The sequence below is a fragment of the Bradyrhizobium sacchari genome (genome assembly GCF_002068095.1).
GTDB lineage: Bacteria > Pseudomonadota > Alphaproteobacteria > Rhizobiales > Xanthobacteraceae > Bradyrhizobium > Bradyrhizobium sacchari.
This window is the reverse complement of sequence record NZ_LWIG01000057.1, coordinates 30986-57157: the sequence shown is the minus strand read 5'-3', so window position 1 is coordinate 57157 and position 26172 is coordinate 30986. Positions and strand designations below refer to the sequence as shown.

General features: G+C 63.3%; 26 protein-coding genes. 12 read left to right on the top strand and 14 right to left on the bottom strand.

All coding sequences use genetic code 11. The annotated features are described in order from the left end of the window. Positions 1–15 precede the first annotated feature (15 nt). The 10 genes from A5906_RS35375 to A5906_RS35330 form a co-directional block, all read right to left on the bottom strand. Complete coding sequence (locus A5906_RS35375) at positions 16–756, bottom strand: SDR family oxidoreductase (protein ID WP_080139732.1); 741 nt, start codon at positions 754–756, stop codon at positions 16–18. Between the two features lie 24 nt (positions 757–780). Continuing rightward, on the bottom strand, positions 781–1551 hold the full coding sequence (locus A5906_RS35370; protein WP_080139731.1) for a 3-hydroxybutyrate dehydrogenase: 771 nt from the start codon (positions 1549–1551) through the stop codon (positions 781–783). 15 nt (positions 1552–1566) lie between these two features. Continuing rightward, a complete protein-coding gene (locus A5906_RS35365; protein ID WP_080139730.1) occupies positions 1567–1947 on the bottom strand; it encodes a carboxymuconolactone decarboxylase family protein in 381 nt (126 codons plus the stop codon). Positions 1948–1976: 29 nt separating this feature from the next. After that, positions 1977–3215 (bottom strand): ABC transporter substrate-binding protein, encoded by a 1239-nt coding sequence (locus A5906_RS35360; protein WP_080139729.1) that lies wholly within the window; start codon positions 3213–3215, stop codon positions 1977–1979. A 35-nt stretch (positions 3216–3250) separates the two neighbouring features. Then, positions 3251–4501, bottom strand: coding sequence for an ABC transporter substrate-binding protein (locus A5906_RS35355; protein WP_080139728.1), 1251 nt, complete (start codon positions 4499–4501; stop codon positions 3251–3253). Positions 4502–4537: 36 nt separating this feature from the next. Then, the gene (locus A5906_RS35350) at positions 4538–5245 is read right to left on the bottom strand and encodes an ABC transporter ATP-binding protein (protein WP_080139727.1); all 708 of its coding nucleotides are present in this window, start codon (positions 5243–5245) and stop codon (positions 4538–4540) included. Then, entirely contained in the window at positions 5232–7007 is a 1776-nt protein-coding gene (locus tag A5906_RS35345; protein ID WP_186465136.1) for a branched-chain amino acid ABC transporter ATP-binding protein/permease, read from the bottom strand. The genes A5906_RS35350 and A5906_RS35345 overlap by 14 nt, the downstream gene beginning before the upstream one ends. 2 nt (positions 7008–7009) lie before the next feature. Continuing rightward, entirely contained in the window at positions 7010–7945 is a 936-nt protein-coding gene (locus tag A5906_RS35340; protein WP_080139725.1) for a branched-chain amino acid ABC transporter permease, read from the bottom strand. A gap of 93 nt (positions 7946–8038) precedes the next feature. Next, positions 8039–9430, bottom strand: a complete 1392-nt coding sequence (locus A5906_RS35335; RefSeq protein ID WP_080139724.1) for an MmgE/PrpD family protein — start codon at positions 9428–9430, stop codon at positions 8039–8041. A gap of 30 nt (positions 9431–9460) precedes the next feature. Next, positions 9461–10519, bottom strand: coding sequence for an NAD(P)-dependent oxidoreductase (locus A5906_RS35330; protein WP_245327077.1), 1059 nt, complete (start codon positions 10517–10519; stop codon positions 9461–9463). A gap of 61 nt (positions 10520–10580) precedes the next feature. Between A5906_RS35330 and A5906_RS35325 the strand changes: the two genes are divergently transcribed. From A5906_RS35325 to A5906_RS35270, 12 genes are all read left to right on the top strand, one after another. After that, complete coding sequence (locus A5906_RS35325) at positions 10581–11957, top strand: MmgE/PrpD family protein (protein ID WP_080139722.1); 1377 nt, start codon at positions 10581–10583, stop codon at positions 11955–11957. Positions 11958–11984: 27 nt separating this feature from the next. Next, positions 11985–12374 (top strand): carboxymuconolactone decarboxylase family protein, encoded by a 390-nt coding sequence (locus A5906_RS35320; protein ID WP_080139721.1) that lies wholly within the window; start codon positions 11985–11987, stop codon positions 12372–12374. 11 nt (positions 12375–12385) lie between these two features. Then, entirely contained in the window at positions 12386–13195 is an 810-nt protein-coding gene (locus tag A5906_RS35315) for an N-acyl homoserine lactonase family protein (protein WP_080139720.1), read from the top strand. Continuing rightward, on the top strand, positions 13149–13997 hold the full coding sequence (locus A5906_RS35310) for a GntR family transcriptional regulator (RefSeq protein ID WP_245327066.1): 849 nt from the start codon (positions 13149–13151) through the stop codon (positions 13995–13997). The genes A5906_RS35315 and A5906_RS35310 overlap by 47 nt, the downstream gene beginning before the upstream one ends. A 46-nt stretch (positions 13998–14043) precedes the next feature. Beyond that, positions 14044–15009, top strand: coding sequence for an ABC transporter substrate-binding protein (locus A5906_RS35305; RefSeq protein WP_080139718.1), 966 nt, complete (start codon positions 14044–14046; stop codon positions 15007–15009). A 2-nt stretch (positions 15010–15011) separates the two neighbouring features. Then, complete coding sequence (locus A5906_RS35300; RefSeq protein ID WP_080139717.1) at positions 15012–15767, top strand: ABC transporter permease; 756 nt, start codon at positions 15012–15014, stop codon at positions 15765–15767. Beyond that, entirely contained in the window at positions 15746–16552 is an 807-nt protein-coding gene (locus A5906_RS35295; protein ID WP_245327065.1) for an ABC transporter ATP-binding protein, read from the top strand. Before A5906_RS35300 ends, A5906_RS35295 begins: the two co-directional genes overlap by 22 nt. 7 nt (positions 16553–16559) lie before the next feature. Then, positions 16560–17357, top strand: coding sequence for an ABC transporter permease (locus tag A5906_RS35290; RefSeq protein WP_080139715.1), 798 nt, complete (start codon positions 16560–16562; stop codon positions 17355–17357). Between the two features lie 9 nt (positions 17358–17366). Further along, positions 17367–18026, top strand: coding sequence for a polysaccharide deacetylase family protein (locus tag A5906_RS35285; protein WP_080139714.1), 660 nt, complete (start codon positions 17367–17369; stop codon positions 18024–18026). Between the two features lie 3 nt (positions 18027–18029). Continuing rightward, positions 18030–18884, top strand: coding sequence for a fumarylacetoacetate hydrolase family protein (locus tag A5906_RS35280; protein ID WP_080139713.1), 855 nt, complete (start codon positions 18030–18032; stop codon positions 18882–18884). Between the two features lie 35 nt (positions 18885–18919). After that, positions 18920–19963: a uroporphyrinogen decarboxylase family protein gene (locus A5906_RS35275; RefSeq protein WP_201723812.1), complete on the top strand. Its 1044-nt coding sequence runs from the start codon at positions 18920–18922 to the stop codon at positions 19961–19963. 260 nt (positions 19964–20223) lie between these two features. Beyond that, on the top strand, positions 20224–20655 hold the full coding sequence (locus A5906_RS35270) for a cupin domain-containing protein (protein ID WP_080139810.1): 432 nt from the start codon (positions 20224–20226) through the stop codon (positions 20653–20655). A 62-nt stretch (positions 20656–20717) separates the two neighbouring features. On the opposite strand, the gene A5906_RS35265 is transcribed toward A5906_RS35270, so the two are convergent. The 4 genes from A5906_RS35265 to A5906_RS35245 all read right to left on the bottom strand — a co-directional run bounded on the left by A5906_RS35265 (position 20718) and on the right by A5906_RS35245 (position 25910). Next, on the bottom strand, positions 20718–21032 hold the full coding sequence (locus tag A5906_RS35265; protein ID WP_245327064.1) for a hypothetical protein: 315 nt from the start codon (positions 21030–21032) through the stop codon (positions 20718–20720). 16 nt (positions 21033–21048) lie between these two features. Next, positions 21049–21639: a DsrE family protein gene (locus A5906_RS35260; protein WP_080139712.1), complete on the bottom strand. Its 591-nt coding sequence runs from the start codon at positions 21637–21639 to the stop codon at positions 21049–21051. 653 nt (positions 21640–22292) lie between these two features. Then, positions 22293–23336, bottom strand: coding sequence for a TAXI family TRAP transporter solute-binding subunit (locus tag A5906_RS35250; protein WP_080139710.1), 1044 nt, complete (start codon positions 23334–23336; stop codon positions 22293–22295). 42 nt (positions 23337–23378) lie between these two features. Continuing rightward, on the bottom strand, positions 23379–25910 hold the full coding sequence (locus A5906_RS35245; RefSeq protein ID WP_136615712.1) for a hypothetical protein: 2532 nt from the start codon (positions 25908–25910) through the stop codon (positions 23379–23381). Positions 25911–26172: the final 262 nt, after the last annotated feature.

The following is a 26172-nucleotide window of genomic DNA, read 5'->3' as shown; positions in this document are numbered from 1 at the left end:
CCTAATTGGGAAAAGTCAGTACCGGTTTACAGGCAGAATCATCATCTCGGCAATTTGAACGTGGGGTGGCTGGTCAAGGGCAAAGACGATTGAGCGGGCGATATCGGCTGGATCGAGCGCCATCTTGAACTGGTTGAAATAGTCCTTTTCCTTCTGCTGATCACCACGGTAGCGGGTCAGGATGATATTGGTCCGGGTCAGGCCGGGCTGGAGCTCGGTGACCCGAATTGCGGTTTCCGCCAGCTCGCCACGGAGGGTCTCGGTAAACATGTGCACGCCCGCCTTGCTGGCGCTGTAGGCGGCCATATCGGGGACGATCCGGACCGCGTTGATGGAGCTGATGTTGACGACATGGCCGGTATTGCGCTGGACCATCGCAGGGAGGATCGCTCGGGTGACGCGCATCAAGCCGATCAGGTTGGTCTGGATAATGTTGGACCAGTCGTCCGCCGAGCCGATGTCGAAGCGGGTCCGCCCGCCGATATCGTGGCCCGCGTTATTGATGAGAACGTCGAGCGGCTTGAAATGACTGGGAATGGCGTCCGGAAGGCCATCCACAGCCTTTGCATCGCTGATGTCGAGCTGGATCGGGAATACGGCGTCCCGGCCGGTCGCCGCTAGCTCCTGAAGTGCCTTGGCGTCGCGATCGACCAGCACGACACGGCGGCCGCTCTCGAGCAGCGCCTTGGTGATCGCGCGTCCCATGCCGCCGGCGGCGCCCGTAAGTATGACGGTCTGGCCTGATTGTTCAGTCATCGCAGCACTCCCAATCCAATGTCTTCATGCGACGGACCAACCGCCATCGATCGGTAGGCTGGCTCCGGTGATGTCCTTTGCGGCCGGACCGCAGAGAAAGACGACCATAGCGGCAACGGCATTCAGTTCGACGAAACGCTGTGTCGGCTGGCGTTCGCCGAGATACTCACGGGTCACGTCGTCGATCGGACGGCCGTTGTTCGACGCGATCGTCGCGATCTTATTGAGGATGGCGGGCGTCGGCAGCGTGCCCGGGCAAAGCGCGTTGCAGGTGATGCCGCTACGGGCCGTCTCGATGGCGACGGCGCGGGTGATACCCAAAATCGCCGTCTTGGTGGTGACGTAGTCAATGCGGCCCTCGATCGCGCGGCTCGAATAGATCGAGCCCATATTGATGATCCGGCCCCAGCCCCGCTGCTTCATGGCCGGCAGCGCCAGGCGGATCAGATGGAATGGGGCCGAGAGATTGACGGCGAGCGCCTGTTCCCATCTTTCGGGCGGAAACTGCTCGATCGCCGAGAAATGCCGGACCACAGCGTTGTTGACGAGGATGTCGATGGCACCGCAGCGGTCGAGCAGATCGGCCATCATGGCCTCGATCGCGTCGCGCTGGGTCAGATCGACACCCACCGCGATGACCTCCACGCCGGAGCGGGTGTGCAGATCATCCGCGGCCTGCTTCGGTGCAACGAGATCGTGAAGGACAATATTGACGCCCGCGCCGGCAAGGCCTTCCGCGACGGCGAGGCCAAGGCCCGCTGTCGCGCCGGTCACCAGTGCCCATTTGCCCTTCATCGCAGCCGCCGTCCGTTACTTCTTGTCGAGCTCGGCAAAGACTTCCTTCGCGTTCCGGAATGCATCGACGCCAGCCGGCACGCCGCAATAAATTGCGACCTGCATGAAGACCTCGCGGATCTCCTCGCGCGTTGCGCCATTGGCGAGGGCGCCGCGGACGTGGGTCTTCAGTTCGTGCGGACGGTTGAGCGCGCAGAGCATTGCGAGGTTAAGGAAGCTGCGGGTCTTGCGCGTGAGGCCCTCGCGGCCCCAGACGTAGCCCCAGCAATATTCGGTGGTGAGGTCCTGCATCGGGCGATTGAACTCGTCGGCGGACGCGATTGCCTTGTCGACGAACTCATTGCCGAGCACGCTTTTGCGGATCTCGAGGCCGCGGTCGTAGGTCGCTTTGTCCATCTTGTTCTCCGTCTCTTGTTCGGGCGTTGTCAGCTCTTCGGCCAGAACGGCTTTGCCAGCGCGAGCTCGGGCGGGAATACCGTCACCGGTACGCCGGACTGCCACTGCACGATGGTCATGCCGGCGCCGACGCGGCGGCCCTTTTCGTCGAACTTGATCTCCCCGAGTGGGTAATATTTGGAGGGACCGCCATCCATGGTGCGCAGCGCTTCGCCGACGGCAACGCGATCGGCCTTGCCGGCCTTCTCCAGCGCATCCTTGATCACCCACATGTCGCCGTAGGTGGAGATCGCATTCTGCGTCATCCACGGCTCCTTGTAGCGGGTCTTCAATTCGGCGATCAACGTCTCGTGGCCCTTGGCACCCCAGCTCGCGACGCAGGTCAGGACGCCCTGGAGCAGTTCCGGGCTGACGGTCTGCAGCATGTCCGGCTCGGCGATCGCGATGCCGAACGAGATAGTCGGCACTTTGCCTTGGCCAAGGCCGAACTCGTTCATCTTCTCGAGCAGCAGCTTTGCATCCGAAATCACTGTCGGCAGGAAGAAGAGCAGGTCGGGCTTCGCCGAGCGGATCTTCTGTACCAGCGATGTCGCATCTGCCAGCGGCGGCGTGAATGTCTCGTCGACGATCAGCTGCAACTGGTTCTCGGCGAGCAGGCCCTCGCGCATCGCCTTTGCGGAGGCGATCGAGGCCCCGGTGTTGTCGGTGAGGATCGCGACGGTCTTCGGTCGCTTGCCGGAGGCCGTCTCCGCCAGCTTGATAAGCTGCGGCAATGCTTGCCGCGCCTGCGAACCTGCGGTGGCCGCGGTCTGGAACACGTATTTGAACCCCCGCTCAGTGATGAGGTCGGAATAGGAGAGGGTGAGCATAGGCAGGTTTGCGCGCTCGGTGACCTCGGTCACCGCGAGGGTGAACGAAGACAGATAGGCGCCGCTGGCCGCGACCAGGTCAGTCTCCTGTGCGACCATGCGTTGGGCGGCGTTCTTGGCCTTCTCCGTGGTGTCGCCCGAATCGAGCACCACAAGCTTCAGCTTGGCACCGCCGAGTGCCTTGATGCCGCCTTGCGCGTTGATGTGATCGACCGCCATCTCGGCGCCTTCGCGCATCACCGTGCCCGGGCGGGCGTAAAGCCCGGAGATCGGCACCAGAAGGCCGACCTTCACCTCGGCAGGTTGCTGCCCCAAGCCGGCGCGGGATGCGATCAGAGTGCCGGAGGCGCCAGCTAGCAATGCTCTGCGAGAGATCCCGGTCTTGCCCTTTGCAGTCATGACAATTCTCCTCCCTAAAAAAAATGCGCGCCGCTTTAGGATTTCTTTGGCCAGAACGGCTGAGCCTGCGCGAGCTCGGGCGGATAGACGGTGACAGGCACGCCCGATTGCCATTGCACGATGACGACGCCGGCGCCGACGCGGCGGCCTTTCTCGTCGAATTTCAGCTGGCCACCCGGATAGTATTTCGACGGACCGGCATCCATGGTGCGGAAGGCCTGCGCGACCGCGTTGCGATCGGCCTTGCCGGCCTTTTCCAGCGCTTCCTTCATCAGCCACATGTCGCCATAGGTCGAGATGACGTTCTGCGTCATCCAGGGCTCCTTGTACCTGGCCTTGAGCTCGGCGATCAGCGCCTCGTGGCCCTTGGAGCCCCAATTGGCGACGATGGTCATGATGCCCTGCACGGTGTCCGGGCTGACGCTCTGGAGCATGTCGGGCTCGGCGATGGTGATGCTGAAGGAGACCGTCGGGATCTTGCCCTGGCCGAGGCCGAACTCGCTGATCTTCTCGAGGCCAAGCTTGGCGTCAGATACCGCATTCGGCATGAACAGCAGCAGGTCTGGCTTGGCCGAGCGAACCTTCTGGATCAGCGGCGTTGCATCCGACAGCGGCGGGGTCCAGACCTCCTCGACGACGAGCTGGAGGCCTTCCTGCGCCAACAGCTTCTCCTTGAGCGCCTTGGCGGTGGCGACCGAGGTTGCCGTGTTGTCCATCAGCATCGCCACGGTCTTGGGCTTCTTGCCCGACGCATTCTCGGCGAGCTTCATCAAGGTTGGCAGGCCAAGCTCGGACTGGCGGCTTGCGGTCGCGGCGGTCTGGAAGATGTATTTGAAGCCGCGGTCGGTCAAAAGGTCGGAATAAGACAGCGTCAGAACCGGTAGTTCGGCGCGCTCGGTCACTTCGGTGACCGCGAGCGTGAAAGAAGAGAGATAGGAGCCGGTGGCGGCGACGAGATCGGGCTCCTGCGCCACCATGCGCTGCGCCGCGTTCTTGGCCTTCTCGGTGGTGTCGCCACAATCGATCACGACCAGCTTCAGCTTGGCGCCGCCGAGAGCCTTGATGCCGCCTTGCGCATTGATGTGCTCGATCCCCATTTCAGCGCCCATCTTCATCACCTGGCCGGGGCGGGTGTAGATGCCCGAGAGCGGCACGATCAGCCCGACCTTGATCTGGGCCGGTTCTTGCGCGCGGGCGATGCCTGCGAGGCTGACAGCGGCGGCGCCAGACAGCACGGTTCGGCGCGTCAATCCGTTCGCTATCTTGCCTTTCGATGTCTTGTTCATTTTTTGTTTGCTCCCTGGTCTCTGTTTTTGTTTTGGTCACATGCCGAGATAGGCTTTGCGCACGCGGTCGTCGGCGCGCAGGGTATCGTTGTTGCCTTCGAGCACGACGTGTCCGGCTTCGAGGACGTAGCCATGGTCGGCCGATTCCAGAGCTTCTGCGACGCGCTGCTCGACAAGAAGCATCGTCAGCCCGGACTGGCGGCGGATTTCGATCAGGCGTTCGAAGATGAAGTCCGCGGTCGATGGCGCGAGTCCCATCGAGGGCTCGTCCAGCATCAGCAGCTTTGGTGAGGAGGCGAGGCCGCGGCCGATCGCAAGCATCTGCTGCTGGCCACCAGACATCGTGCCGGCGAACTGATTGTGGCGCTCCTTCAGGACCGGAAGCCATTCGAAGATGCGCTCGATATTGGCTTGCCAGTCGCGCCGGCCGCTCTCTGTCATCGCGCCCATCTCCAGGTTCTCCATCACGGTTAGCGACGGGAAAACCTGACGGCCCTCGGGAACGTGAGCGATGCCGAGATGGGCGCGCTGCGGCGGCGGTACTGCGAGCAGATCGACGCCGTCAAACGTGATTTTTCCGCCGCTCGGCTTCACGATGCCGGAGACCGTCTTGAACAGCGTGGTCTTGCCGGCGCCATTGGGCCCGACGATCGCCACGAACTGGCCAGCACCGACGTTGATCGAGACGTCGTTTAGCACGGGCTTTGCGGAGTAACCCGCGCTCAAACCCTCAATTCGCAACATGGCCCACCCATTTCTTGCCGAGATAGGCTTCGATCACGCGGCTGTCGCGCGTCACGACCTCGGGCAGGCCCTCGGTAATGACGGCGCCGTGGTCTAGCACGAGGAAGCTGTCGACCAGGCGGACCATCGCCTGCATGGTGTGCTCGATGATGGCGATCGTCATGCCGTCGCGGGCGAGTTGTTGGATCACGGCGACGACCTCATCCGCCTCGCTGTGCCCGAGGCCCGCGAGCGTCTCGTCGAGCAGCAGGATGCGCGGTCGGCCGGCGATCGCACGGGCAAGCTCCATCAACCGCAGCTCCTTGGTCGAGAGTTCGCCGGCGATACGATCGGCGACGGCGGAGAGTCCGACGCGCACAACGGCGTCGGCGGCCATCTTGCGCGCCTCCTCGTCGGATCGCGCGCGCACATAGGCGCCGACCACGACATTGTCGAGAATCGACATGCGCAGGAAAGGTCGCATGACCTGGAAGGTGCGACCGACGCCAGCCTCGCAGATCACGTGCGGCCGCTGGCCGGACATGTCGCGGCCGTCGATCAACACCTCGCCCTGGCTCGGCTTCAGAAAGCCGTTGAGGAGGTTGAACAGCGTCGTCTTGCCCGCGCCATTGGGGCCGATGATGCCGAGGATCTCGTTTTTGTGCAGCCTGAAGCTGACGTCCTGCACCGCCTTGAGGCCGCCAAAAGAACGCGAGAGGTTGCGAACCTCGAGAACGACTTGGCCGGTGGCCGCGCCCTGCCGCGCGGCGGGCTTCAGCGCCGTGACGTTGGCGGCCGCCGCGGTTTCCGTGGCGTCGCTGACGGTCGCCTTGGATGCGGTTCGTTTGCGCAGGAGATCGCGGAGTTTCCAGAACAGGCCTTCGGGCGCAAGCAGGATGACGCAGACGATAGCGAGCCCGAAGATGACACCCTGAATGCCGGGGATGCGCGCGCCGGCCTCGGCGTGCAGGATCTCGGCAAGGGGAATGAGGATTACGGAGCCGATGACCGGGCCCCAGACCGTGCCGACGCCGCCGAACATTGCGACCGTCAGCGCCTGTGCCGACACCAACATGCCGAACACCGATTGCGGGGTCACGACCAGCAGCACCTGCGCATAGAACCCGCCGATGGCGGCAGCGATTGCCCCGCTCAGCATGATCGCGCGCAGTTTCCAGGCCAGCGTGTTGATCCCGGCGGCTTCGGCCGCGGCTTCGTTCTGCTTGATCGCGAGCAGCGCTATGCCGAAGCGCGAGCGCTCGATCACCTGTGTCAGCACGATGGTGGCCAGCATGATGGCGAGCCCGAGCAGCGTATAGATGTGGGGATCGGCGAACTGCATATAGGCGATCGGCGCGTCGCGCTTGATCGGAAGCGTCACCTCCTGGAAGCCGAGCCATTCGAACACGTAGAGAATGGCGAGCGGATAGGCGAGCATCGCCAGCGCGAAATAGTGGCCTTGGAGACGGAAGGTCGGAAAACCGATCAGCAGTCCGGCGATGCCGCCCAGCATGGCGGCGATCGGGATCAGCAGCCAAGGCGAGATGTTGAAATAGATCTGCCCGAGCGCGGTCGCATAGGCCCCGATGCCAAAGAAGGCGGCGTGGCCGAACGAGATCAGACCGGTGTAGCCGCTAAGCAGGTTCCATGACAGACCGAACACCGCCCACACCGGCACCAGCGTCAGGATCAGCTGGTAATACGAGTTGGTGACGCCAAGCGAGACGCCGGCATAGGCAAGGGTGAAGAGGAGGGGAGGCAGAAAGGATCGCATCCGAAGCATGGTCACGTCCTTTCGACCATGCGCCCGAAGAAGCCTTGCGGACGGAAGAAGATGATGAGGAGGAAGACGGCGAAGATCGCAGCGTTCTGGAGTTGCGTCGGCAGGACCAGCGTCGACATCTGCTGCACGAGGCCAATGGTCATGCCGCCCCAGAAGGCGCCGATGATGCTGCCCATACCGCCGAGAACGACCCCGGCATACATGACGATGACATATTCGAGACCCACGAAGGGATGGAACGGATAGTTGGTAGCGAGCAGGCCGCCGGCAATCGCGGTGATGCCGCAGCCGAGCGCGAAGGCAGTGCGGTGCGCGCGGTCGACGTCGATGCCCATATAGGTCGCGGCGGTCGGATTGTCCGCGGCGGCGCGCAGCGACTTGCCGATCCGGGTGCGGGTGATCAGGAGCGAGAGCGATATCATCATCGCCAGCGAGACGATCGCATCGATGCTGCGCGCCTTGTTGAGAAAAATGCTCATGTCGAAGAAGGGGCCGAGCTCCCATGCCGAGCTCGACAGCGGCGTGCGGATCGAGGCCAGCACCGAGCCGAACACGATGAGGCCACCGTTCTGCAGGATCAGCGCGATGCCCAGCGTGAGGATGAGCTGGGCGTAATGCCCTTCACCCTCCAGCGCGGCGGTGCGTGTCCCCGACACGTGCGAGATCAGCGTGCGGTGGACGAAATAGCCGAACACGGCGAGTACGGGCCCCGCCAGCAGAATGGCGACGAACGGTCCGACCGTATTGCCGAACATCGCCTGCACCCCGGCGGCGGTGAAGAGGTAGAAGGCGGTGTACATGCCGAGCATCATGAAATCGCCGTGGGCGAAGTTGATGACGCGCATGACGCCGAAGATCAGGCCGAGGCCGACGCACATCAAGCCGTAGACGGCGCCGATCAGAAGGCCCGCGGCAAGGGCTTGCAGAAATCCTTCCATCAGCCTCGCCTCCACGCGGCGATCGCGTCATCTGTCGACGATGCAATGCCGGTCTCCAAGTCGACCATGTTTCCCCCGTACTCTCCGGCATTCTTACGATGCCGACCGAAAAACCCGTTCCGTTGCCGGGCGGCAGTGCGCTGCGATTGCGCTCGCATTGCCGAGCTGCTCGCATTCGTCGATGAGTTGCTCAAGGCGGCGCGCGCCGTCCTCGCCGAGGACGGCGCCGGCGGCAGTGCGAAAGCGTGCGCGAATATCCGACGGCGTTGCGGCGATGACGTCGGGCAACGCGTGCCGGATCGTTCGGCCGTTCCGCAGATGAACCGTCACATCCGCGCCCTGCTTGGCGGGGAAGGTGGCGGTGAAGCCTGGGTCGGCCTGGAGGTCTGTAATCGAGACGAGGCGGATAATGTCGGCATCGTCGAGCTCGGAGTAATTCTCTTCCTCGATCTCGCCCCGCGCCAGGGTCGCGGCGACGCTGAAGGGAATGCTCATCTTGGCTTGAAGGGCGTTGCGGTAGGGCCCCATTGAGTCGCAGCCGGGATAACGAACCGCGGCGTCAGGTGCACGAATGACGACGCGGTCGATCTCGTCGGAGCTGACGAGCTCGTGCGAGACGCGGAGCGCCGCTTGCGCGGCCGTCTGCGCGAAATTGCAGGCCGGGACCGGCTTGTTGTAGACAGCCATGATCTCGCACACGCCATCCGGAAAGAGCTCAATGCTGTCGGGCGCGGCCTGGCGGCGATAGGCGGCGAACAGGCCGGCTTGGCCTTCGAGGATCGTTTCCGAGCCAAACGCACCGGCCGCCGCAAGTCCGACCGCCTTGATCGCGTTGCTCGCCGCAAAACCCGGATGGAAGTACATGTCCGAGCCGCCGGCATGCGGCCATTCGTTAAGTCCGCTGGATGTGTTGGCACCGATCGCGATGGCGCTGATTGCCTGGTCCTCGGACAGGCCGATCGCATAGCTTCCGGCGAGTGCCGCGCCTGGAGGCGCCACCAGGCCCGTCGGACGATAGAGACGCGCGAGGTCGGTGGTCAGGAGCGCGCGGCCGATTCGTGCGCCGGCCTCATAGCCGATGACGGCCGACGCGAGCAGTTTCGCTCCACTTATCGGCACCTGTTCCGACAGCGCGAGCAAGGTCGGCCAGATCACGACGCCGTGGTGCGCGATGCTGGCCGCATGCATGTCTTCCCGCACGAGCCCATGCCCCATCACGGCATTGGCGAAGGCGGCGTCGGCAGGTGAGGAGCGCTGCGAGATCCCGATGATCGTCGTGCTGCCGCCGGCCTGCGCGATCGCAACAGCCTGGCGGCTCCAGGGATGGTTGCCTGCGTGGAAGGCGCAGGACAGGAAGTCGAGCAGGCAGAGCTTCGCCTTGGCGACGACTTCGGACTCGAAATCGCCGAGATCCCGCGCAAGCGCGCTCCGCGCCATCTGGCGCGCGAGCGGGACCTTGCCTGAACCGGTCGGGCCGATCGTCATCGCAATCGCTTCCCTCGATAGCTCGCGCGATCAGGCGCGCATCTGGACGCCAGCCCACTCCTCGAGCACTTTGGCGATCGAGGTGAAGTCGGAAGCCGCGCCATATTTAGCGTTGGTGATTGCGAGCATTTGCCGCACCACAGCGCCGCAGACCATCGGCACCCCCATCGCCTCGGCCTCGTCCACGCACAGTCGGACATCCTTGTAGGAAAGGCCGGTGGCGAAGCCGAAATCGAACGTGCCGGGCAGCACCGCGCGGGGGAATTTGTCTTCGGAGGCGCTGTTGCGCCCGCTGCTCGCATTGATGATGTCGATCAGCACCTTTGCATTGACGCCACCCTTGACGCCCATCGCGACCGCTTCCGAGGTGATCACCAGCGCCGCCGCTGCCATCAGATTGTTGGCAAGCTTGGCCGTCTGTGCCACGCCGGGCTTGTCGCCGGTGTAGAACAGCTTGCCAAAGTTCTTCAGGATCGGCTGAACGCTGTCGTAGGTTGCCTGCGGGCACGACACCATAACGGCCAGCGTACCGTTGACTGCGCCCTTGATGCCGCCGCTCACGGGCGCATCGACCAGCGTCATGTTCTTGGCCTTCAGGCCTTCGGCAACGAGTTTTGCTGCACCCGGACCCGACGTTGAAAGATCGATCACGATCCGGGCGCGGTTTCCGCTGCTGATGCCGTCCTGTCCGAGCGTGACCGCCTTGACGATGTCGGGCGTCGGCAGGCTGGCGAGCACGATGTCGGCGCGCGAGGCGACGTCCGCCGGCGACTTGCCGAGCTGCGCGCCGCGTTTGACCAACGGCTGGGTGGCCTCGGTCTGGGTGTCATAGACAACGAGCGAATAGCCCGCGTCGATCAATCGACCTGCCATGGGACCGCCCATGCGGCCCGTGCCGATTACGCCGAGGATCTCTCCCGCCATCGTCTGCTCCCTGTCGCGCGATCCCGTGACGGGCGCGCCTTCTTGATCTCGTTGGTCAACCGCTTTCGCCGGCCGGCCTCGTCGGCCGCCGTCATGGTGGCAGCGGCATCCCGCGCCAACGGAGGAGATTGTTATGATTGTCAGACAAGCTGTCAAGCATAACATTTGGGGTCGACAGTTTGCCGCGGATCGGCATAAGGTCCGTGAAAACGAGGAAGACGCTCTGGTGCCGCAAGACCCAATTCCAAGTGTGAGCAAGACGCTCGCCGACTTCGTCGCGTCCTCGTCGTGGGCGAACGTGGAGGCGCAGAGCGGTGAGGCGCGGCGATCGATCCTCAATTTCTTTGCAACCGCGCTCGGCTCCGCGCGCGATCCCGTCGTCATGGCGGCGATGCGCACGCTGGCCCCTTTCAGCGGCGCTGGGACATCCACGGTCATCGGTCATTCGCAGCCGATGGATGCGCTGTGCGCCTCGTTCCTCAATGCCATATCGGCCAATCTGCTCGACTTCGACGACACACATCCCGAGACGATCATTCATCCGGCAGCGCCGGTCGCCGCTGCCATATTCGCGCTTGCGGAGACGCGAAATCTGTCGGGCCGCGAGGTGCTGACGGCGTTCATCCTCGGCGTGGACGTGGAATGCCGCATCGGCAATGCGGTTTCGCCGCGCCATTATGCCCGGGGCTGGCACATCACTTCGACCTGCGGCATTTTTGGTGCCGCTGCTGCCTGTGCGAAGCTCCTGGGCTTGCCTGCGGAGGGGATTGCGAACGCAATCGGGATTGCGGCGAGCCAGTCCGCCGGCAACGTCGAAAACCTGCCGAGCGCCGCGAAGAATGTCAGCGTCGGCAACGCGGCGCGTAACGGATTATTCGCCGCGCTGCTTGCGCAGCAGGGCTATGAGGCCGCGCCAGGCGCCATCGAAGGCCCGCTCGGCTGGGCGCGCACCATGGGCGACGAGCCGGATCTGTTTCGTTTGTTCGACGGTCTCGGCAAGCGCTGGGAGATCGCCAAGAACACCTACAAGCCATATCCCGCCGGCATCGTGTTCCATTCCGTCATCGATGCCTGCCTGTTGTTGCGCGAACGGATCGATCGCAACGTCGACCAGATCGAGTTCGTTACAGTGCAGGGCTCGGCGCTGCTGCTCGCGCGCGGCGATCGCCCCGTCAATAACGAGCGCGATGCGCGCGTCAGTATCCATCATTGTGTGGCCTGCGGTTTGCTGCTCGGCGCGGCCGGTGTGACCGAGTTCGCAAACGAAACCGTGGTCCGGCCCGATATCGTACAGCTGCGACAGAAGGTGAGGGCAGCCCTCGATGCTCAGATGCCGGCTGGCGCTGCGCGTGTCACCTTGCGCCTGCTGTCCGGCGAGGTGCTCACCGAGACCGTCGTCTCGCCGCGCGGCAGCCAGGCTGCGCCGCTGTCCGACCGCGATCTCGAAGAGAAGCTGCGCGATGGCGTTCGCACCGGTCAAAGCGACTGGGACGCGGACCGCGTCATTGACGCGGTCTGGCGGTTCGATACGTCGGACGACGCCGGTCATCTCCTGCGATCGCTGCGCCCGGCATTGGCGGCTCGCGATACTTCTTCCAACTAGACTCTCCAAGACCTGAAAGGGACGATCATGAGCAAGACCGAACTGTTCGAAAAGGGCCTCAAGGTTCGCAAGGAGGTGCTCGGTGAGGACTACGTGAACAGGTCGATCGCTGGTGCTGACGAGTTCACGCGCACCATGGCGGAATGGTCGACCGAATTCTGCTGGGGTGCGCTGTGGACCAGGCCCGGCGTTGATCGGCGCACGCGCTCGATCGTCAATCTGGCGATGCTCGGCGCGCTGAATCGCCCGCATGAATTGAAGCTGCATGTCAAGGGTGCCCTGAAGAACGGGCTCACCAAGGAAGAGATCAAGGAGATCCTGCTCCAGGTCGCCGTCTATTGCGGCGTGCCTGCCGGCATCGACGCCTTCCGCAACGCGCGCGAGGCGTTTAACGAGGTCGACTCGGCCGGTTCCTGAGCGAGGGTCCCATGGCTGACCCGCAATACGAGCTCTTTGCTATCCGCTATGCCACGCGCGATGCGCAGCGGAGCGAACATTTCATCGGCGGCGACCCGCATGACGGGCCGATGCCGATGGACTATTTCATGTGGCTGGCGAGGGGCGACGGGCGAGCCTTCGTCATCGACACCGGGTTCAATGCCGAGATCGCCAGGCAGCGCAAGCGGACGTTCTTGCGCTGTCCGGTGGAGGCGCTTGCGGCGTTCGACATCGATGTCGCCGACGTCAGGGACGTGATCCTCACGCATCTGCACTACGATCACGCCGGCAATTTCGACCGCTTTCCGAATGCGCGCTTTCATCTCCAGGAGCGTGAGCTTGCCTATGCCACCGGGCGCTACATGCAATATCCGCGGTTGTCGCATTCCTTCGAGGTCGAGGATGTCTGCGGGCTGGTGCGGCTGAACTATGCGCGCCGGGTGCTGTTCTACGATGGCGAGGCCGAGATCGCGCCCGGACTGACCGTCCATGCCGCCGGCGGCCATTCCGCCGGGCTTCAGTTCGTTCGCGTCAACACGCGCCGTGGCCCGGTCGTGCTCGCCTCCGACGTCAGCCATTTCTACGAGAACATGACGAGCGAGCGACCATTCACGACAGCGTTTCATGTCGGCGACATGCTGGTTGGCTTCGACAAGCTGCGCGCCGCAGCGCCGGACGCAGATCACATCGTGCCCGGCCACGATCCGTTGGTGATGAAGCTCTATCCCGCGCCGAGTCCGGACCTGAGCGGCATTGCAGTTCGCCTGGATGTGCCGCCATCCGAGCCAGCTCATTCCTAGGCCGTCAGGAGGGGCGAAAATCGATTTTCGATTTTCTATTGACCCTCGCCTGCCGCCTTGCAATCATCCGATCATGGGTTCGCTTCAGTTCCAGTTGTCCGGGAGCCCCGGCGAAGGTCCGCGCAGCCTGACGTCGGCGCTGCATGAACGCTTGCGCGCCGACATCCTGGCGACGCGGCTGTTGCCGGGCCAGAAGCTTCATATTGCGGGGCTCGCCAAGCAGTTCTCCGTGAGCCTTGCCGCCGTGCGCGAGGCTTTGTCGCGGCTCGTGGCCGACGGGCTCGTGCAGGCGTCCGACCAGCGCGGTTTTCGCGTAAGTCCGGTGTCGCTGGCGGATTTAGCCGATGTGACCCAGACGCGGATCGACATTGAGGGGCTTGCGCTGCGCCGTTCGATCGAACGGGGCGATGATGCCTGGCTCGCTTCGGTGAAATCGGCCTGGGCGGATCTGAAGGCCGTTCCTCATCGCTACCCCGATGATCCCACCGTGCACTACGAGGAGTGGGTGATCCGTCATCGCATCTTCCACCGAACGCTGGTCGACGCCTGCGGCTCGCCGTGGCTGCTCGGCTTTCGCGACGTGCTGCACGAGCAGAGCGAGCGCTATCGCCGGCTCTCGATCCGTCGCGAGATTGGCAGCAAGAAACGTGACGTCGAAGCTGAGCATAAGGCGATCGTCGCCGCCGTCATCAAGCGCGATGCGGATGCGGCAGTTCGCGCCTTGTCAAAGCATTTTGGCGCCACCAAAGAATTCGTCGAGCTCGCCGCCTCGCGTATTGCGGAGGTGAGCCGCGCGACCTGACGATCCGGAAAAATCCGGCATAAAAAACAAAAACCGGGAGGAGACAATGAAGGTCAATTGCCGCCATGCGTTCATGTCGCTCGTTGCCGTCGCCGTTCTTGCTGGGCCTGCGCGCGCCGCGGACACCATTCGCGTCGGCCTGCCCACAAAAACATACTGGCCGACGACGATCGCCGAGACCGCGGTTAGGCAAAAGCTGTTCGAGAAGGAGGGCATCCAGGCCGAATTGACCATCTATCGCAGCGGCGCGGAGACGTTCGAAGGCATGGCCGCGGGCGCGGCGGACATCATTCTCGATCCGCCGTCGCTGGTCTCCGCCGGACGCAAGAAGGGCGTGATGTCGCGGATCGTCGCCAATGCCGCGATGGGCAATTTCGGCTGGCAGCTGATGGTCCCGGCCAAGTCGACGCTCGACGTCAAGGACCTCAACGGCAAGAAGGTCGCGATCACCGCTGCGGGCTCGGGCTCGGACCTGCTCGCGCTGTGGACCATCCAGGACAAGAAGATCGATTTCACCCGCGTTCCCGTCGGTGGTGGAGGCCTGGTGCCGAACTTGCTCGCCGGTAACGTCGAGGCCGCCGTGGTCTATTCGCCGCTGAGCTTCCAGATCTCGAAGTCCGGTGAGGCCAAGACCATCCTCGACTACGCGGCCGCGGTTCCGCCGAACCTCACCGCCGGCTGGATCGTGCTCGACAAATTCGCGGAGGCCAAGCCCCAACTGGTGCAGAAGGCGGTGAACGCCCTCTACGGCGCCCTCGCGTTCATGCGCGCTAACCGCGACGTTACTGTCAAGCTGATCGCCGAGCTCTACGAGATGGCGCCGGAGATCGCCGCCCTTGAATACGACAACACCATCATGAAGCTAGAAACCAGCGGCGACATGGGCGCGGCCGATGTGAACGCGGCCGTGCAGCTTTCGCTCGATCTCGCCAAGCTCGGCGGGCTCAAGGATATCGTGCCGGTCGAGGACGTGATCTCGACCAAGTTCAAGCCCGTCCCGACCAAGCAATAGCGATGCAAAGCACGCTCGCCATCAATCTCACGCGGGTCGCGATGATCGTCGCGATCCTGGCACTATGGGAAATGCTGTCGCGCACCGGCATCGTCAATCCCCGCCTGCTGCCGTCGGCGTCCGATACGTTCGTGACGCTCGGCGATCTCCTGCAGCGCGCCGCCGTGCAGAAGGATCTGATGGTGACCGCGAGCGAGGTACTCGCCGCGTTCGCGCTGGCCGTTCCCGTCGGTGCGGTGATCGGCTTCCTGGTCGCGGAGAACCGCTACTTCGCCGATGTGGCCAAGCCGTTGCTGTTCTTCGCTTTCAGCATCCCGAAGTCGATCTTCCTGCCGATGTTCATCCTCGTGTTCGGCGTCGGCTTTGCCCAGAAAGTCGGTTTCGGTTTCTTCTCGACCATCTTCATCGTGATCATGTCCACCACCACAGCGGTTGAATCGGTCAAGGTCGAGTATCTGACCGTGGCGCGCTCCTACGGCGCGACGCCATGGCAGACCGCGTTTCGCGTCTATTTGCCGAGCATGCTGCCGGTCCTGCTGGAGGCGTTGCGAATCTCCATGATTTTCAACCTCACCGGCGTGATCCTCGCCGAGATGTATGCTTCGCGCGACGGCATCGGCCACCAGATCGCGACCTGGGGCGAGAATTTCCAGATGAGGCAGCTCCTCGCCGGCGTCGTGATGGTGGCCGCGATCGCGATGGCGTTCAACGAACTTGTCAGATGGGTGGAAGCGCGATGCAGCCATTGGCGAACGTGACCCCGTTGAAGTCCGCAGCGCGGGCCGGTGCGATCGAGGTGAAAAATGTCGGCCAGGTCTTCAAGACCAGGTCGCAGGACGTCGTTGCGCTGGAGGACGTCTCGCTGGAGGTCAAGCCCGGCCGTTTCGTGGTGCTGGTCGGCCCGAGCGGCTGCGGCAAGTCGACCCTTCTGATGACGATGGCGGGCCTGCGCCAGCAGACGTCGGGCACGATCACCATCAGCGGCGCGCCGATCATGCAGCCCGACCCGGACAGGGTCGGTGTGGTGTTCCAGGAGGCCAGTCTGTTTCCCTGGCTGACGGCGGAGGACAACGTCGAGTTTCCGCTTGCGCTTCGCAGTGTTCCCAAGGCAGAGCGCCGCGCCAAAGCGCAAGATGCGCTCAGGTTGGTCGGCCTCGAGGGCTTCGGCAGGCGCCATCCGCATGAACTCTCCGGCGGCATGAAGCAACGTGTCTCCATCGCGCGGGGGCTGGTGCAGGACCCGCCGGTGCTGCTGATGGACGAGCCATTCGCCGCCCTCGACGAGCAGACGCGCATGACCATGGGCGACGAGCTGTTGCGCATCTGGGCCGCGACCGGCAAGACGGTCGTCTTCGTCACGCACAGTCTCACCGAGGCGGTCTATCTCGCCGACGAGGTGATCGTGATGTCGGCGCGGCCCGGGCGGATCGTCGATCATCTTCAGGTTCAGCTGCCGCGGCCTCGCACCTACGAGATGCTCAGTGGCGATGCCTTCGGCGCGTTGCGCGATCGCATCTGGCGGCACATCCGCAAATCGGCATGAGGCGGACATGAGCGCCAAAACGCTGCGATATCTTATCGTGATCGGACTGATTGCCTTGTGGGAGCTCTTGCCACGCACCGGTCTCATTCCTGAATTGTTCCTGCCGTCTTTGTCATCGACGCTGATGGCCGGGTGGACGGATGCAGGCGAATATGGCCATGCGCTCGCGGTAACGCTCTACGAGGTCGTGGTGTCCATGGCGTTTGCCTGCGGCGGCGGCATCCTGCTCGGCGCCATCGTCGGCAGCCTCCCACGCCCGCGCGTGCTGATCATGCCGATGGTGTCGAGCCTCTACGCGGTGCCGCTCGTGATCCTCTATCCGGTGTTCACGGTATGGCTCGGCATCGGCTCGGAGTCCAAGATCGCCTTCGCCTCGATCTACGGCTTCCTCCCGACAATGCTCGCCACTGCCGCCGGCATCCAGACCATCGACCCGCAACTTCTGCTCGCCGCGCGCAGCATGGGCGCGACGCTGAGCCAGCGCCTGGTCCGCGTCATCATTCCAGCAGCGATCCCAACTGTGCTGTCGGGCCTGCGCGTCGGTGGCGCGCTTGTCATCGTCGGCGTGGTCGTCTCGGAGATGCTAATCTCCTCGGCCGGCATCGGCTACCTGATCTCGCGCTACCGCACTATCCTTGACAGTCCGCACGTGTTCGCGGGCGTGCTGCTCGTGCTGTTCCTCGCCATCGCCTTCAACGCCGTGATCCGCTGGATCGAGCGAAAGGCGGCGATCTGGCAAACCGGCACGCGCGCTGGCGAGGCCAATGACGAGATCGCGTCGGGGGCGATGCAGCCGGCGACCTGAGGTATTCGCGTGTACCATCTGACCCTGACATTCGACAACGGCCCCGATCCCGACGTGACGCCGCGTGTGCTTGACATCCTCGGCGAGCGCGGCATCAAGACCACCTTCTTCGTGATCGGTGAGAAGCTCGCCGACCCCGCGCGGCGCGGTCTTGCGATGCGTGCGCACGGGAAGGGGCACTGGATCGGCAATCACACCTTTACGCACAGCATTCCGCTCGGTCAGCAGAAGGATAGCAAGACGGCGGAGAACGAAATCGCCCGCACGCAGGAAGCAATCGGCGGTCTCACGCATCCGCTGCGCTGGTTCCGGCCGTTCGGCGGCGGCGGCAATCTGGATGCAAGGCTGTTGAAGCCGTCTGTCGTCGATCATCTCACGCGTTATAAGCACAGCTGCGTGCTTTGGAATTCCATCCCGCGCGACTGGGAGGACCCTGACGGCTGGACCGGGCGCGCACTCGATCAGTGCAGCCGGCAGCCCTGGACGCTGATGGTGCTGCATGATCTCCCGACCGGCGCGATGGATCATCTCGAGCGGTTCCTCGACCGTGCCGAGGCAGGCGGCGCCTGTTTCCGCCAGGATTTCCCGCCCCAATGCGTTCCGATCCGCAGCGGCGAGATCGCACTTCCGATCAACGACTATGTTTCCTCCATCGAAGAGAGTGTTTGACCAATGAAAGTCGCAAGCTTCACGATCGCCGGCACCGCGAGCTATGGCGTCGTCACCGACGAGGGCGTGATCGATTGCGGCAAGCGGCTGAAGATGTTTCCGACACTCAAGACGCTGCTTGCGAAGGGCTCGCTCGATGAACTGAAGAAGCTCGCCGGCGAGGGGCCCGACTACGCGCTGCCGGATGTCGCGCTGCTGCCGACCATTCCCGATCCCGACAAGATCTTCTGCATCGGCGTCAACTACGCCACGCACCTGGCCGAGAGCGGCCATCCGACGCCGGCGCATCCGATGATCTTCACGCGCTTTGCCAACAGCCAGGTCGGGCATGGCCAGCCAATGATCCGGCCGCTGGAGTCCGAGCGTTTCGATTATGAAGGCGAGATGGCCGTCATCATCGGGAAGGCGGGTCGCCGCATCTCGCGCGACTCTGCGCTCGGCCATGTCGCCGGCTATGCCTGCTACAATGACGGCAGCATCCGCGACTGGCAGCGCCACACCTCGCAATTCGCGCCGGGCAAGAACTTTGTCGGCACCGGCGGCTTCGGTCCCTGGATGGTCACGACCGACGAATTGACTGACGTCGCCCGGCAGACGCTGATCACGCGGCTGAATGGCGTCGAGGTGCAGAGAGCCCCGATTTCCGATCTTGTGTTCGATGTACAGGCCCTGATCGCCTATTGCTCGACCTTTACCGAGCTCGCCCCCGGCGATGTCATCGTCACCGGCACGACCGGCGGCGTGGGCGCATACCGCACGCCGCCGCTGTGGATGAAGGGTGGCGACACCGTCGAGATCGAGATCTCCGGCATCGGCATCCTGCGCAATCCCGTCAAGGATGAGGGACGCGCGGCCTGATAGCGGCGTTCAACAACAATAAGAAGGAGATCCCCATGCCCATGCCAACGCATATCCTGCCGACCACAGTGGTCGGCAGCTATCCGCAGCCCGAATGGCTGGTGGACCGCGCGATGCTGTCGAAGGTGGTGCCGCGCACCCGCCTGCACGACATGTGGCGGCTGCCGGCCGAGCATCTGGAGGAAGCACAGGACGATGCGACCATCGTCGCGATCCGCGACATGGAGCGCACCGGCATCGACATCGTCACCGATGGCGAGATCCGGCGCGAGAGCTACTCCAATCGCTTTGCCACGGCGCTTGATGGCATCGACGGCGACAATCCCGCGATGATCGTCGCGCGCACCGGTAACACCCAGACCCCGGTGCCGCGCGTCGTCGGCCCCGTGAAGCGCAAGCGCCCGGTGGAGCTGCACGATATGCAGTTCCTGCGCAGGAATACCGACCGCGCCGCCAAGATCACCTTGCCGGGCCCATTCACGATGAGCCAGCAGGCCAAGAACGAGTTCTACAAGGACGAGGAAGAACTCGCGATGGCGCTCGCCGAGGCCGTCAACGCCGAGGCGCTCGATCTGCAAAAAGCTGGCGCGGATGTGATCCAGCTCGACGAGCCCTGGGTGCGCAACAATCCCGAGCTTGCCATGCGCTATGCGGTCAAGGCGATTAACCGCGCGCTGAGGGGTATTACGGTGCCGACCGTCGTGCATCTCTGTTTCGGCTATGCGGCGGTCGTGCCGGGCTCGAATAAGCCGGCCGGCTATTCCTTCCTTGCCGAACTCGACGATACCATCGCAGAGCAGATCTCGATCGAGGCGGCGCAGCCGAAGCTCGACCTCGGCGTCCTGAAAGATCTCTCATCGAAGAAGATCATGCTCGGCGTGCTCGACCTGGCGGATCCGGAGATCGAGGACGTCGAAACCGTGGCCGGCCGCATCCGCAACGGCCTGAAATACGTGTCGCCCGATCGTCTGATTGCGGCGCCCGATTGCGGCATGAAATACATGCCGCGCGCAACCGCATTCGGAAAACTGAAGGCGATGTGCGACGCCGCGGCCAAGGTGCGGCAGGAGATCGGCTGAAGAAGCGGACGCCCGGATACGCTTTCGTCTACCGGTAGTCGGCTAGCCGTGGCCAGGCACTCGAATGCGGTCTTGGAACCTTGCCGGAGCAAGCGCCGCGGAGCCCAGGGCGATCCGAGGTACCTCGCAATGGTGCACGACAAGCGGGGGAGTGCGACAAGGCGACATCTTCACTGGCTTCGACGGAAACACGAATATGCCGAGGTGGACAGGAGACCAATTGTCTATCAAGCAGTGCAAATCATGTATTCGAGGCATTGATGCGCGAACTTGTTAAAGCGGCATATTGCGAGACGTTTGAACTCACGCCGTCACCCATCGAGCCGTCGTGGATCATTGAAGGTCGCCCGGAAGCTCGTTCGCACCTTCTGTCGAAGAGCGCGTTCAAGACTTGGTGGACGATGATTTGGTCCTGCACCGAAGGCAAGTTCAATTGGCATTACCATTTCGACGAGACCGTCGTGATCCTCGAAGGATCAATCATGCTCGAGGTCGATGGTGCAGCGCCGACGTGTTATGGCGCCGGAGACGTGATCTTGTTCCGCACCGGTACGCATGCCAAATGGCACGTCGTAGATCGCGTGAAGAAGGTCGCCTTCTGCCGGCGGACTCCGCTAGGCCTTGTCATCCGTGCCGCCAGCAAACTCAAGTCACTGATGCCCGGCCAGCCTGCGGCGTCGCGACTTACTTGACGGCAGCGAATTGGAACGCTCCCGGAACGGGAGTCGGTTGCGTTCCGACCTCGCCCCATCCCTCAATCCGATTTCACCCGGTCGATCTCGTCGTCGATCGCCGCCACATAGTTTACGTGCAGGGTGATCGGAACCTTCGATCCGTCTAGAACCAGACGGAGGCTTCTCGGATAAAATCCGCCGCCAATGACGCGTCCGGTTTTTCCAGCCAAGCGAGCACCAGCTTCAGGTTTGACCTGAACGCGTGAGCCCGGGGGAAACCCGAGATGGGTGCAGGCGGATTCCGGCATGGCTTCCTCAGCAGCGAATGAGACAATGCTCACCCCGCGAATTTCAGATGAAATGCTCTTAGACGCCGCGATGGCGGCCGACGTCACTGCCGCTACTTACCTGTCACGGCTTGACGTAGGTCCAGCCCATCTCCTGCAATTCCATCACGCGCACGACGCCCGATTTCACGATCTCCGCCTGACGCACAATCGGTATGTCCTTGTTCTCGGCCTTCTTCATTTTCTCCTGGGTGTTGCCGCAGGCCTTGAACGAAACCTCAGGCGTGCTCAGGGCCATTTCCTCGATGCGCGCTCTTACCGGCGACGTGTCGTCACGCAGCATGTGTAGCCCGGGCCCAAATGTGACGACCTCGATCTTCACCTTCTCGCCGGCGTCCTTGTAGTATTGCGCCACGTTCATCGCGTTGTTGAGCGCGAGATTCATCGCCGGGGCGTCATTGGTATTTACCTGCAGGATCAAATGATGCTCTCTTTCCTTCGGCGCCGCCGAATTCTTCATATGGGCAAACGCGTCCTGCTTTCGCTTTGCCGGCTTCGCCACGTGTTGTCTCGCGTGCGCCCTGTACTGGACTTGTTGCCCGTCTGCCGGCGTCCAGTATCTTCCGCCTTGCTCCGCGGCCGCAAACTGTGCAGAAGCCACAACAATAATCGCCGCCATCGCGAACACCTTGGCAGTATCTTGGAACGTCATCATTATCCGCCTCCATCGAGAAAATCGTTTTGCATGTCATCAATGACTCGGTGTCGCGAGCGCGCGCGGCCATTTGCATGCCGCTGCTATCTTCGCACGCGCTTCGTCCAATCCAGCGAGGGAGAACGATCCGTCATTGGCGGCGCCGCCCCGTCGCGAGAACAGGACAATGAGATCCCCGCTGTCTGGAAGCGACTGCACCAAGCGAACAACGTCCCCCGTAAACGCAACGCCGGGCCCGAAGGCCGGGACGGCTGCCCCGATTTGCATCGTCGGGTTATCATTGATGCGGTAAAAAATTGCATCGTCACCGCCCCCACGGGAGATGCCTGGTCCCGTGAGCACCAATTCGGTCCGCCCGCTGCGGCAGCGAATCGACAATTGCATCGCGGACTCGCCGGCTCCGCTGCGTGAGGATGTCGTGGCAGTCGCGATCGGAGAGTAGTCTATCGGCGAGGTCGTCTGGCTGACGACCCAGCCGTCTTCGGGGGATTGACGATGCTGAGGCGCCACGGTGCGAGTCAGTTTGTCCAGACATTCGAGGCGCTCGGCATGTTGCCTCTGAAGGCAGGAGTGCAGTTGCCTCATCGAATCCTGCGCCGAGGCTACGCCGCCTGTAGCCGCGAGCGCCAAGAGAAGCAGGGGCGCGGCCCGGTTCATTGTGATGCTTGTGTTGCGCGGTGCTGACGATCCAGCCACGCCTGCGCCGCAGGGACGCGGGTGAGACCCGGAACTGTTGCAGCAAGATTGATGGATTTCCATTTCGGGTCGAAACCGGGCGCCTGCAGCCTGTCGATCCGGGAGAACAGGTGGTCGATGAAACGTGAGACGCGCTCGGAGCGGTTTGACTTGATCGGCCAATTGAAGGCGACCAGTGCGGTCGGCACGGCGATCGTCGAAATCCGTTCGCCCGGCTTGATCAGATTGGGATAGTCGGCTTCGCCGAGGGAGGCGGGGAGATAGTAGTCCTCGAACCTGCCGTCATAGGGAAGGGACAGAAACTTGAAGCCCGGCTCCCAGCGGCCCCGCACGAAGGCATCCACCGGCTTCGATGTAATGAAGACGACCGCTGCAATCTCGCCCTTGCGCATCTGCTCGAGCGCGATCTGGTGCGGGATGAACGTCTTTTCCACCTCGAGCTTGAGGCGGCTGAAGATCAGCGGGCCCGAATAGGCCGCAGCGGTGCCTTGCGTATTGAAATTGACCTTCTTGCCGGAAAGATCGCTCAAGCTCTGGATCTCCGGTCGAACGAAGATATGCAGCTCGGACGGGAACAGATTCAGGACATATGCAATTCGTTGCTGGATGTCGGGCACCTGGCTTTTGTATTCCTCGAGCGCGTCGGAATTGATGATTGCCGCATCGATGCCGCGTAAATAGAGCAGGGAATTCACGTTTTCAGTGGCTCCGCGAGTGACGATCGGCAGAACGTGTAGGCGATCCCCCTCGTCGACCACACGCGCGATCTCCGCCGCCAGCCGTATCGGTGCGCCCTCGAGCAGGCCTCCGGCGAGGCCAACAGTCCAGGCGTTCATCGAGAGCACCTCAGGTCTTGGCTGCGAAGGCGCGGGGCGAACCGGCCGAGCATTGTGGGATTGCGAATTCAACGGCCGCGCATCCGCCCAGGACTGAACGGCCATGAGCGATGATGCGAACGCCGCAAGCAAGGCCAGCCGGCGGAATCCTACGAGCCCTTTCATCGACGAACTCCTTTACGCACGCTGCATCCGTGTTTGGGCTTTCTATCGGCGCAACGCTTCGTATCGCGCTTTTGCTTCCTTGATGCCCCCGGCTTCGGCTCGCGCATAAAGATCTCGCGCTTTAGTGGAATCCCCTTGCGTTCCGAACGTTCCGAAATTCGGCAGGATCAGCGGATCGTAGGTTTCCGCGAGCGCGAAGCTTGCTTTCGCGCTCCCCATCTCAGCGGCGCGCTCCAGCACGATCCGCGCCGAGCCGATGTCTCCCTGTTCAAGTAATGCGCTCGCGCGCGCGACCAGTTTCTCCGCCTGCGCGCTGTTGTTAGACTGGACCTCAGCATCGCCCTGGCTACGCGCCGATATGGCCTTGTCTTGGACTGGTCTGTCTCCGACAGATTTCGGTTGGGTGGGCTTGTCGTGGACGAGTCCATCTTGCGTAGGCCGGTTTTGGATTGGCCGCGCCGGCACCGACGGTGGCTCCTCGCGCGCGGCCTTGCCGGTGGTAGCCGGCGGAGGCGCAGCGGAGAGAGTCTTCGCCGCAAGCGCGCCGTTATCCCGACGCGCCAGTGTCAGATCCCTTTCCAACCCCTCGGCGCGCTCGCGCTCACGCTGCAACAGGCTCCGCAGCTCGGCCGATTCGCGCTCTACAGCCTGCTTGATCCGTGCCACGTCCTCGCTCGCCTTGGACGCCCGTTCGGTCTGCGCGTCGAGCTCGCGGCTTGCTTTCGCAAAGTCCCGGGCCAGCTGTTCAGCCCGCTCGCGCTCGCGCCGCTGCGACTGCTCCAGCGAGGCCGTATTGCTCGCCGCCGTCTGGCTGAGCTGTGCCGCTTCCTCGCTGGCTTTGGCCGCTTGGGCTTCGTATGCGTAGACCTTGCTGCGAGCGATCGAGAGATCCTGCGCCAGCGCATCGGCTCTCTCGCGCTCCTTCTGCATCGACCGTCTCTGCTCCGCGGCGCCAGCCTTGGCTGCTTGCGTCAGCTTGGCGACTTCCTCGTTGGCATTTGCCGCCAGCGCCGTCTGCGCATCAATGTCTCGTCGCGCAGCCGCAAGCGCCTGCTCGAGTTGGCCGATCCGATCCTGCTCCTGTTTCAGGGAGCTTTGCAACTGTGCTGCGCTGCTTTCTCCTGCCACTTTCGGTAGGGAGGCGTTCTCGTCGGCTTTCGCCACCGGTGCCGTTTGTATCTGGTATGCATAAATAGCGGTTCTTGTCAGGGAAAGATCCTGCTCAGGCGTGTCGGCCCCGGGGCGCTCTTTCTGCATCGATTGCCTCAATGCACTGGCCTCCGCAGCGCTTCGCTGCGAAAGTTCCTCGCTTGCTCTTGCCGCCAGCGCAGACTGGGTTTCGGCATCTTGCCGCGCGGCTGCCAGATCCTGCTCCAGCCGCACCGAGCGCCCGCGCTCCTGCTGCAGCGTCTTCTGGAATTCCGCGGCGCCGCGTTCGCCCGCCTGTTTCAGCCGCAAAGTTTCCTCACCTGCTTTCGTCGCCAGAGCAGTCTGGGTTTCGAGATCGCCCCGCGCGGCTGCGAGATCCTGCTCCAGCCGCGCCGATCGCCCGCGCTCCTTCTGCAGCTCCGCTGCACCGCTTTCGCCCGCCTGTTTCAGTTGGGACGTTTCTTCGCCTGCTTTCGCCACCAGCGCAGTCTGGGTTTGGACATCGCGGACCGCGGCTGCGAGATCCTGCTCCAGCCGCGCCGACCGCTCGCGCTCCTCCTGGAGCGATGTCTGCAGCTCCGCGGCGCCGCTTTCACCCGCCTGTTTCAGCCGGGACGTTTCCTCACCTGCTTTCGTCGCCAGCGCAGTCTGGGTTTCGACATCGCGCCGCGCGGCTGCGAGATCCTGCTCCAGCCGCGCCGATCGCTCGCGCTCCTCCTGGAGCGATGTCTGCAGCTCCGCGGCGGCGCTTTCGTCCGCCTGTTTCAGCCGGGACGTTTCCTCACCAGCCTTCGTCGCCAGCGCGGTCTTGGTTTCGACATCGCGCCGCGCGGCTGCGAGATCCTGCTCCAGCCGCGCCGACCGCTCGCGCTCTTGCTGCAGCGATGTTTGCAGCTCAGCCGCGCCACTCTCGCCCGCTTGATTCCGTCGGGAAGCTTCCTTCAGTCGGGAAGCGTCCTCGATGGCCTTCGCCGCTAACGCCTTTTGGGCTTCGATCTCGCGCCGCGCAGTTTCAAGACCCTGCGCCAGCCGCTCGGCCCGATCGTGCTCCTGCTCCAGACGTTGCAGCAACGCGATGTCGCGCCTTGCAAGGGCAAGTTCGCATGACAGGGACTCTGGCCAGTCGCGTTGCTGTTTAGGGGGCTGCTGCAGGGCCCCTGTGTCGCTAGTTGGTGCTTGTGCAACCTGTATCGATTTGTCGCCGCCACCCGGGCTCGGCAGCAACTTCTTGAACTCGTCAGAATCCAGATTGTGGGCAGTCGTTGCCAGTTGCGCGTCTGAGAGGTGTCGTGCCTGATCCTGGGAAGCCTCAGTTTCCGACGCCCATGTCATAGCGAGGATGACCGCTGCCATCCACCGGGGAGCGGATCTCCCCCGCGCGAGGGAGATCTTCACTTCGCCGCTGAGCATGACCGTGCGAGCCATCTGCAAGTACCTGTCGCTTGGCGATCTGATATCCTTCAGATGCTTTCAGATGCCTCATTATGCGCTCCATCTTTATGCGAATCATATAGCTCGCATGGAGGACCCTCCCACCACTTTGGGGTTAGGCTACGGATTAGCCCGATCATCCACGCCGTGAACAATGCGATGGCGTCAGCGGGCTCGAGCCTGGGGCGTCCAATTCCCGCGCCCGCGAGTAGCGCCTGCCTGGATCGTCATTGCATTGCTTTCAATTCTGAGGGTC

Excerpts from the sequence above, each read along its gene's own strand:
- A5906_RS35280 (WP_080139713.1), top strand. The coding sequence starts at position 18,030 with ATGAAAGTCGCAAGCTTCACGATCGCCGGCACCGCGAGCTATGGCGTC.
- A5906_RS35305 (WP_080139718.1), top strand. The coding sequence starts at position 14,044 with ATGAAGGTCAATTGCCGCCATGCGTTCATGTCGCTCGTTGCCGTCGCC.
- A5906_RS35330 (WP_245327077.1), bottom strand. The coding sequence starts at position 10,519 with ATGTTATGCTTGACAGCTTGTCTGACAATCATAACAATCTCCTCCGTT.
- A5906_RS35290 (WP_080139715.1), top strand. The coding sequence starts at position 16,560 with ATGAGCGCCAAAACGCTGCGATATCTTATCGTGATCGGACTGATTGCC.
- A5906_RS35365 (WP_080139730.1), bottom strand. The coding sequence starts at position 1,947 with ATGGACAAAGCGACCTACGACCGCGGCCTCGAGATCCGCAAAAGCGTG.
- A5906_RS35375 (WP_080139732.1), bottom strand. The coding sequence starts at position 756 with ATGACTGAACAATCAGGCCAGACCGTCATACTTACGGGCGCCGCCGGC.
- A5906_RS35300 (WP_080139717.1), top strand. The coding sequence starts at position 15,012 with ATGCAAAGCACGCTCGCCATCAATCTCACGCGGGTCGCGATGATCGTC.
- A5906_RS35295 (WP_245327065.1), top strand. The coding sequence starts at position 15,746 with ATGCAGCCATTGGCGAACGTGACCCCGTTGAAGTCCGCAGCGCGGGCC.
- A5906_RS35245 (WP_136615712.1), bottom strand. The coding sequence starts at position 25,910 with ATGGCTCGCACGGTCATGCTCAGCGGCGAAGTGAAGATCTCCCTCGCG.
- A5906_RS35315 (WP_080139720.1), top strand. The coding sequence starts at position 12,386 with ATGGCTGACCCGCAATACGAGCTCTTTGCTATCCGCTATGCCACGCGC.
- A5906_RS35275 (WP_201723812.1), top strand. The coding sequence starts at position 18,920 with ATGCCCATGCCAACGCATATCCTGCCGACCACAGTGGTCGGCAGCTAT.
- A5906_RS35345 (WP_186465136.1), bottom strand. The coding sequence starts at position 7,007 with ATGCTTCGGATGCGATCCTTTCTGCCTCCCCTCCTCTTCACCCTTGCC.
- A5906_RS35320 (WP_080139721.1), top strand. The coding sequence starts at position 11,985 with ATGAGCAAGACCGAACTGTTCGAAAAGGGCCTCAAGGTTCGCAAGGAG.
- A5906_RS35360 (WP_080139729.1), bottom strand. The coding sequence starts at position 3,215 with ATGACTGCAAAGGGCAAGACCGGGATCTCTCGCAGAGCATTGCTAGCT.
- A5906_RS35270 (WP_080139810.1), top strand. The coding sequence starts at position 20,224 with ATGCGCGAACTTGTTAAAGCGGCATATTGCGAGACGTTTGAACTCACG.
- A5906_RS35340 (WP_080139725.1), bottom strand. The coding sequence starts at position 7,945 with ATGGAAGGATTTCTGCAAGCCCTTGCCGCGGGCCTTCTGATCGGCGCC.
- A5906_RS35355 (WP_080139728.1), bottom strand. The coding sequence starts at position 4,501 with ATGAACAAGACATCGAAAGGCAAGATAGCGAACGGATTGACGCGCCGA.
- A5906_RS35250 (WP_080139710.1), bottom strand. The coding sequence starts at position 23,336 with ATGAAAGGGCTCGTAGGATTCCGCCGGCTGGCCTTGCTTGCGGCGTTC.
- A5906_RS35350 (WP_080139727.1), bottom strand. The coding sequence starts at position 5,245 with ATGTTGCGAATTGAGGGTTTGAGCGCGGGTTACTCCGCAAAGCCCGTG.
- A5906_RS35335 (WP_080139724.1), bottom strand. The coding sequence starts at position 9,430 with ATGACGATCGGCCCGACCGGTTCAGGCAAGGTCCCGCTCGCGCGCCAG.
- A5906_RS35260 (WP_080139712.1), bottom strand. The coding sequence starts at position 21,639 with ATGATGACGTTCCAAGATACTGCCAAGGTGTTCGCGATGGCGGCGATT.
- A5906_RS35370 (WP_080139731.1), bottom strand. The coding sequence starts at position 1,551 with ATGAAGGGCAAATGGGCACTGGTGACCGGCGCGACAGCGGGCCTTGGC.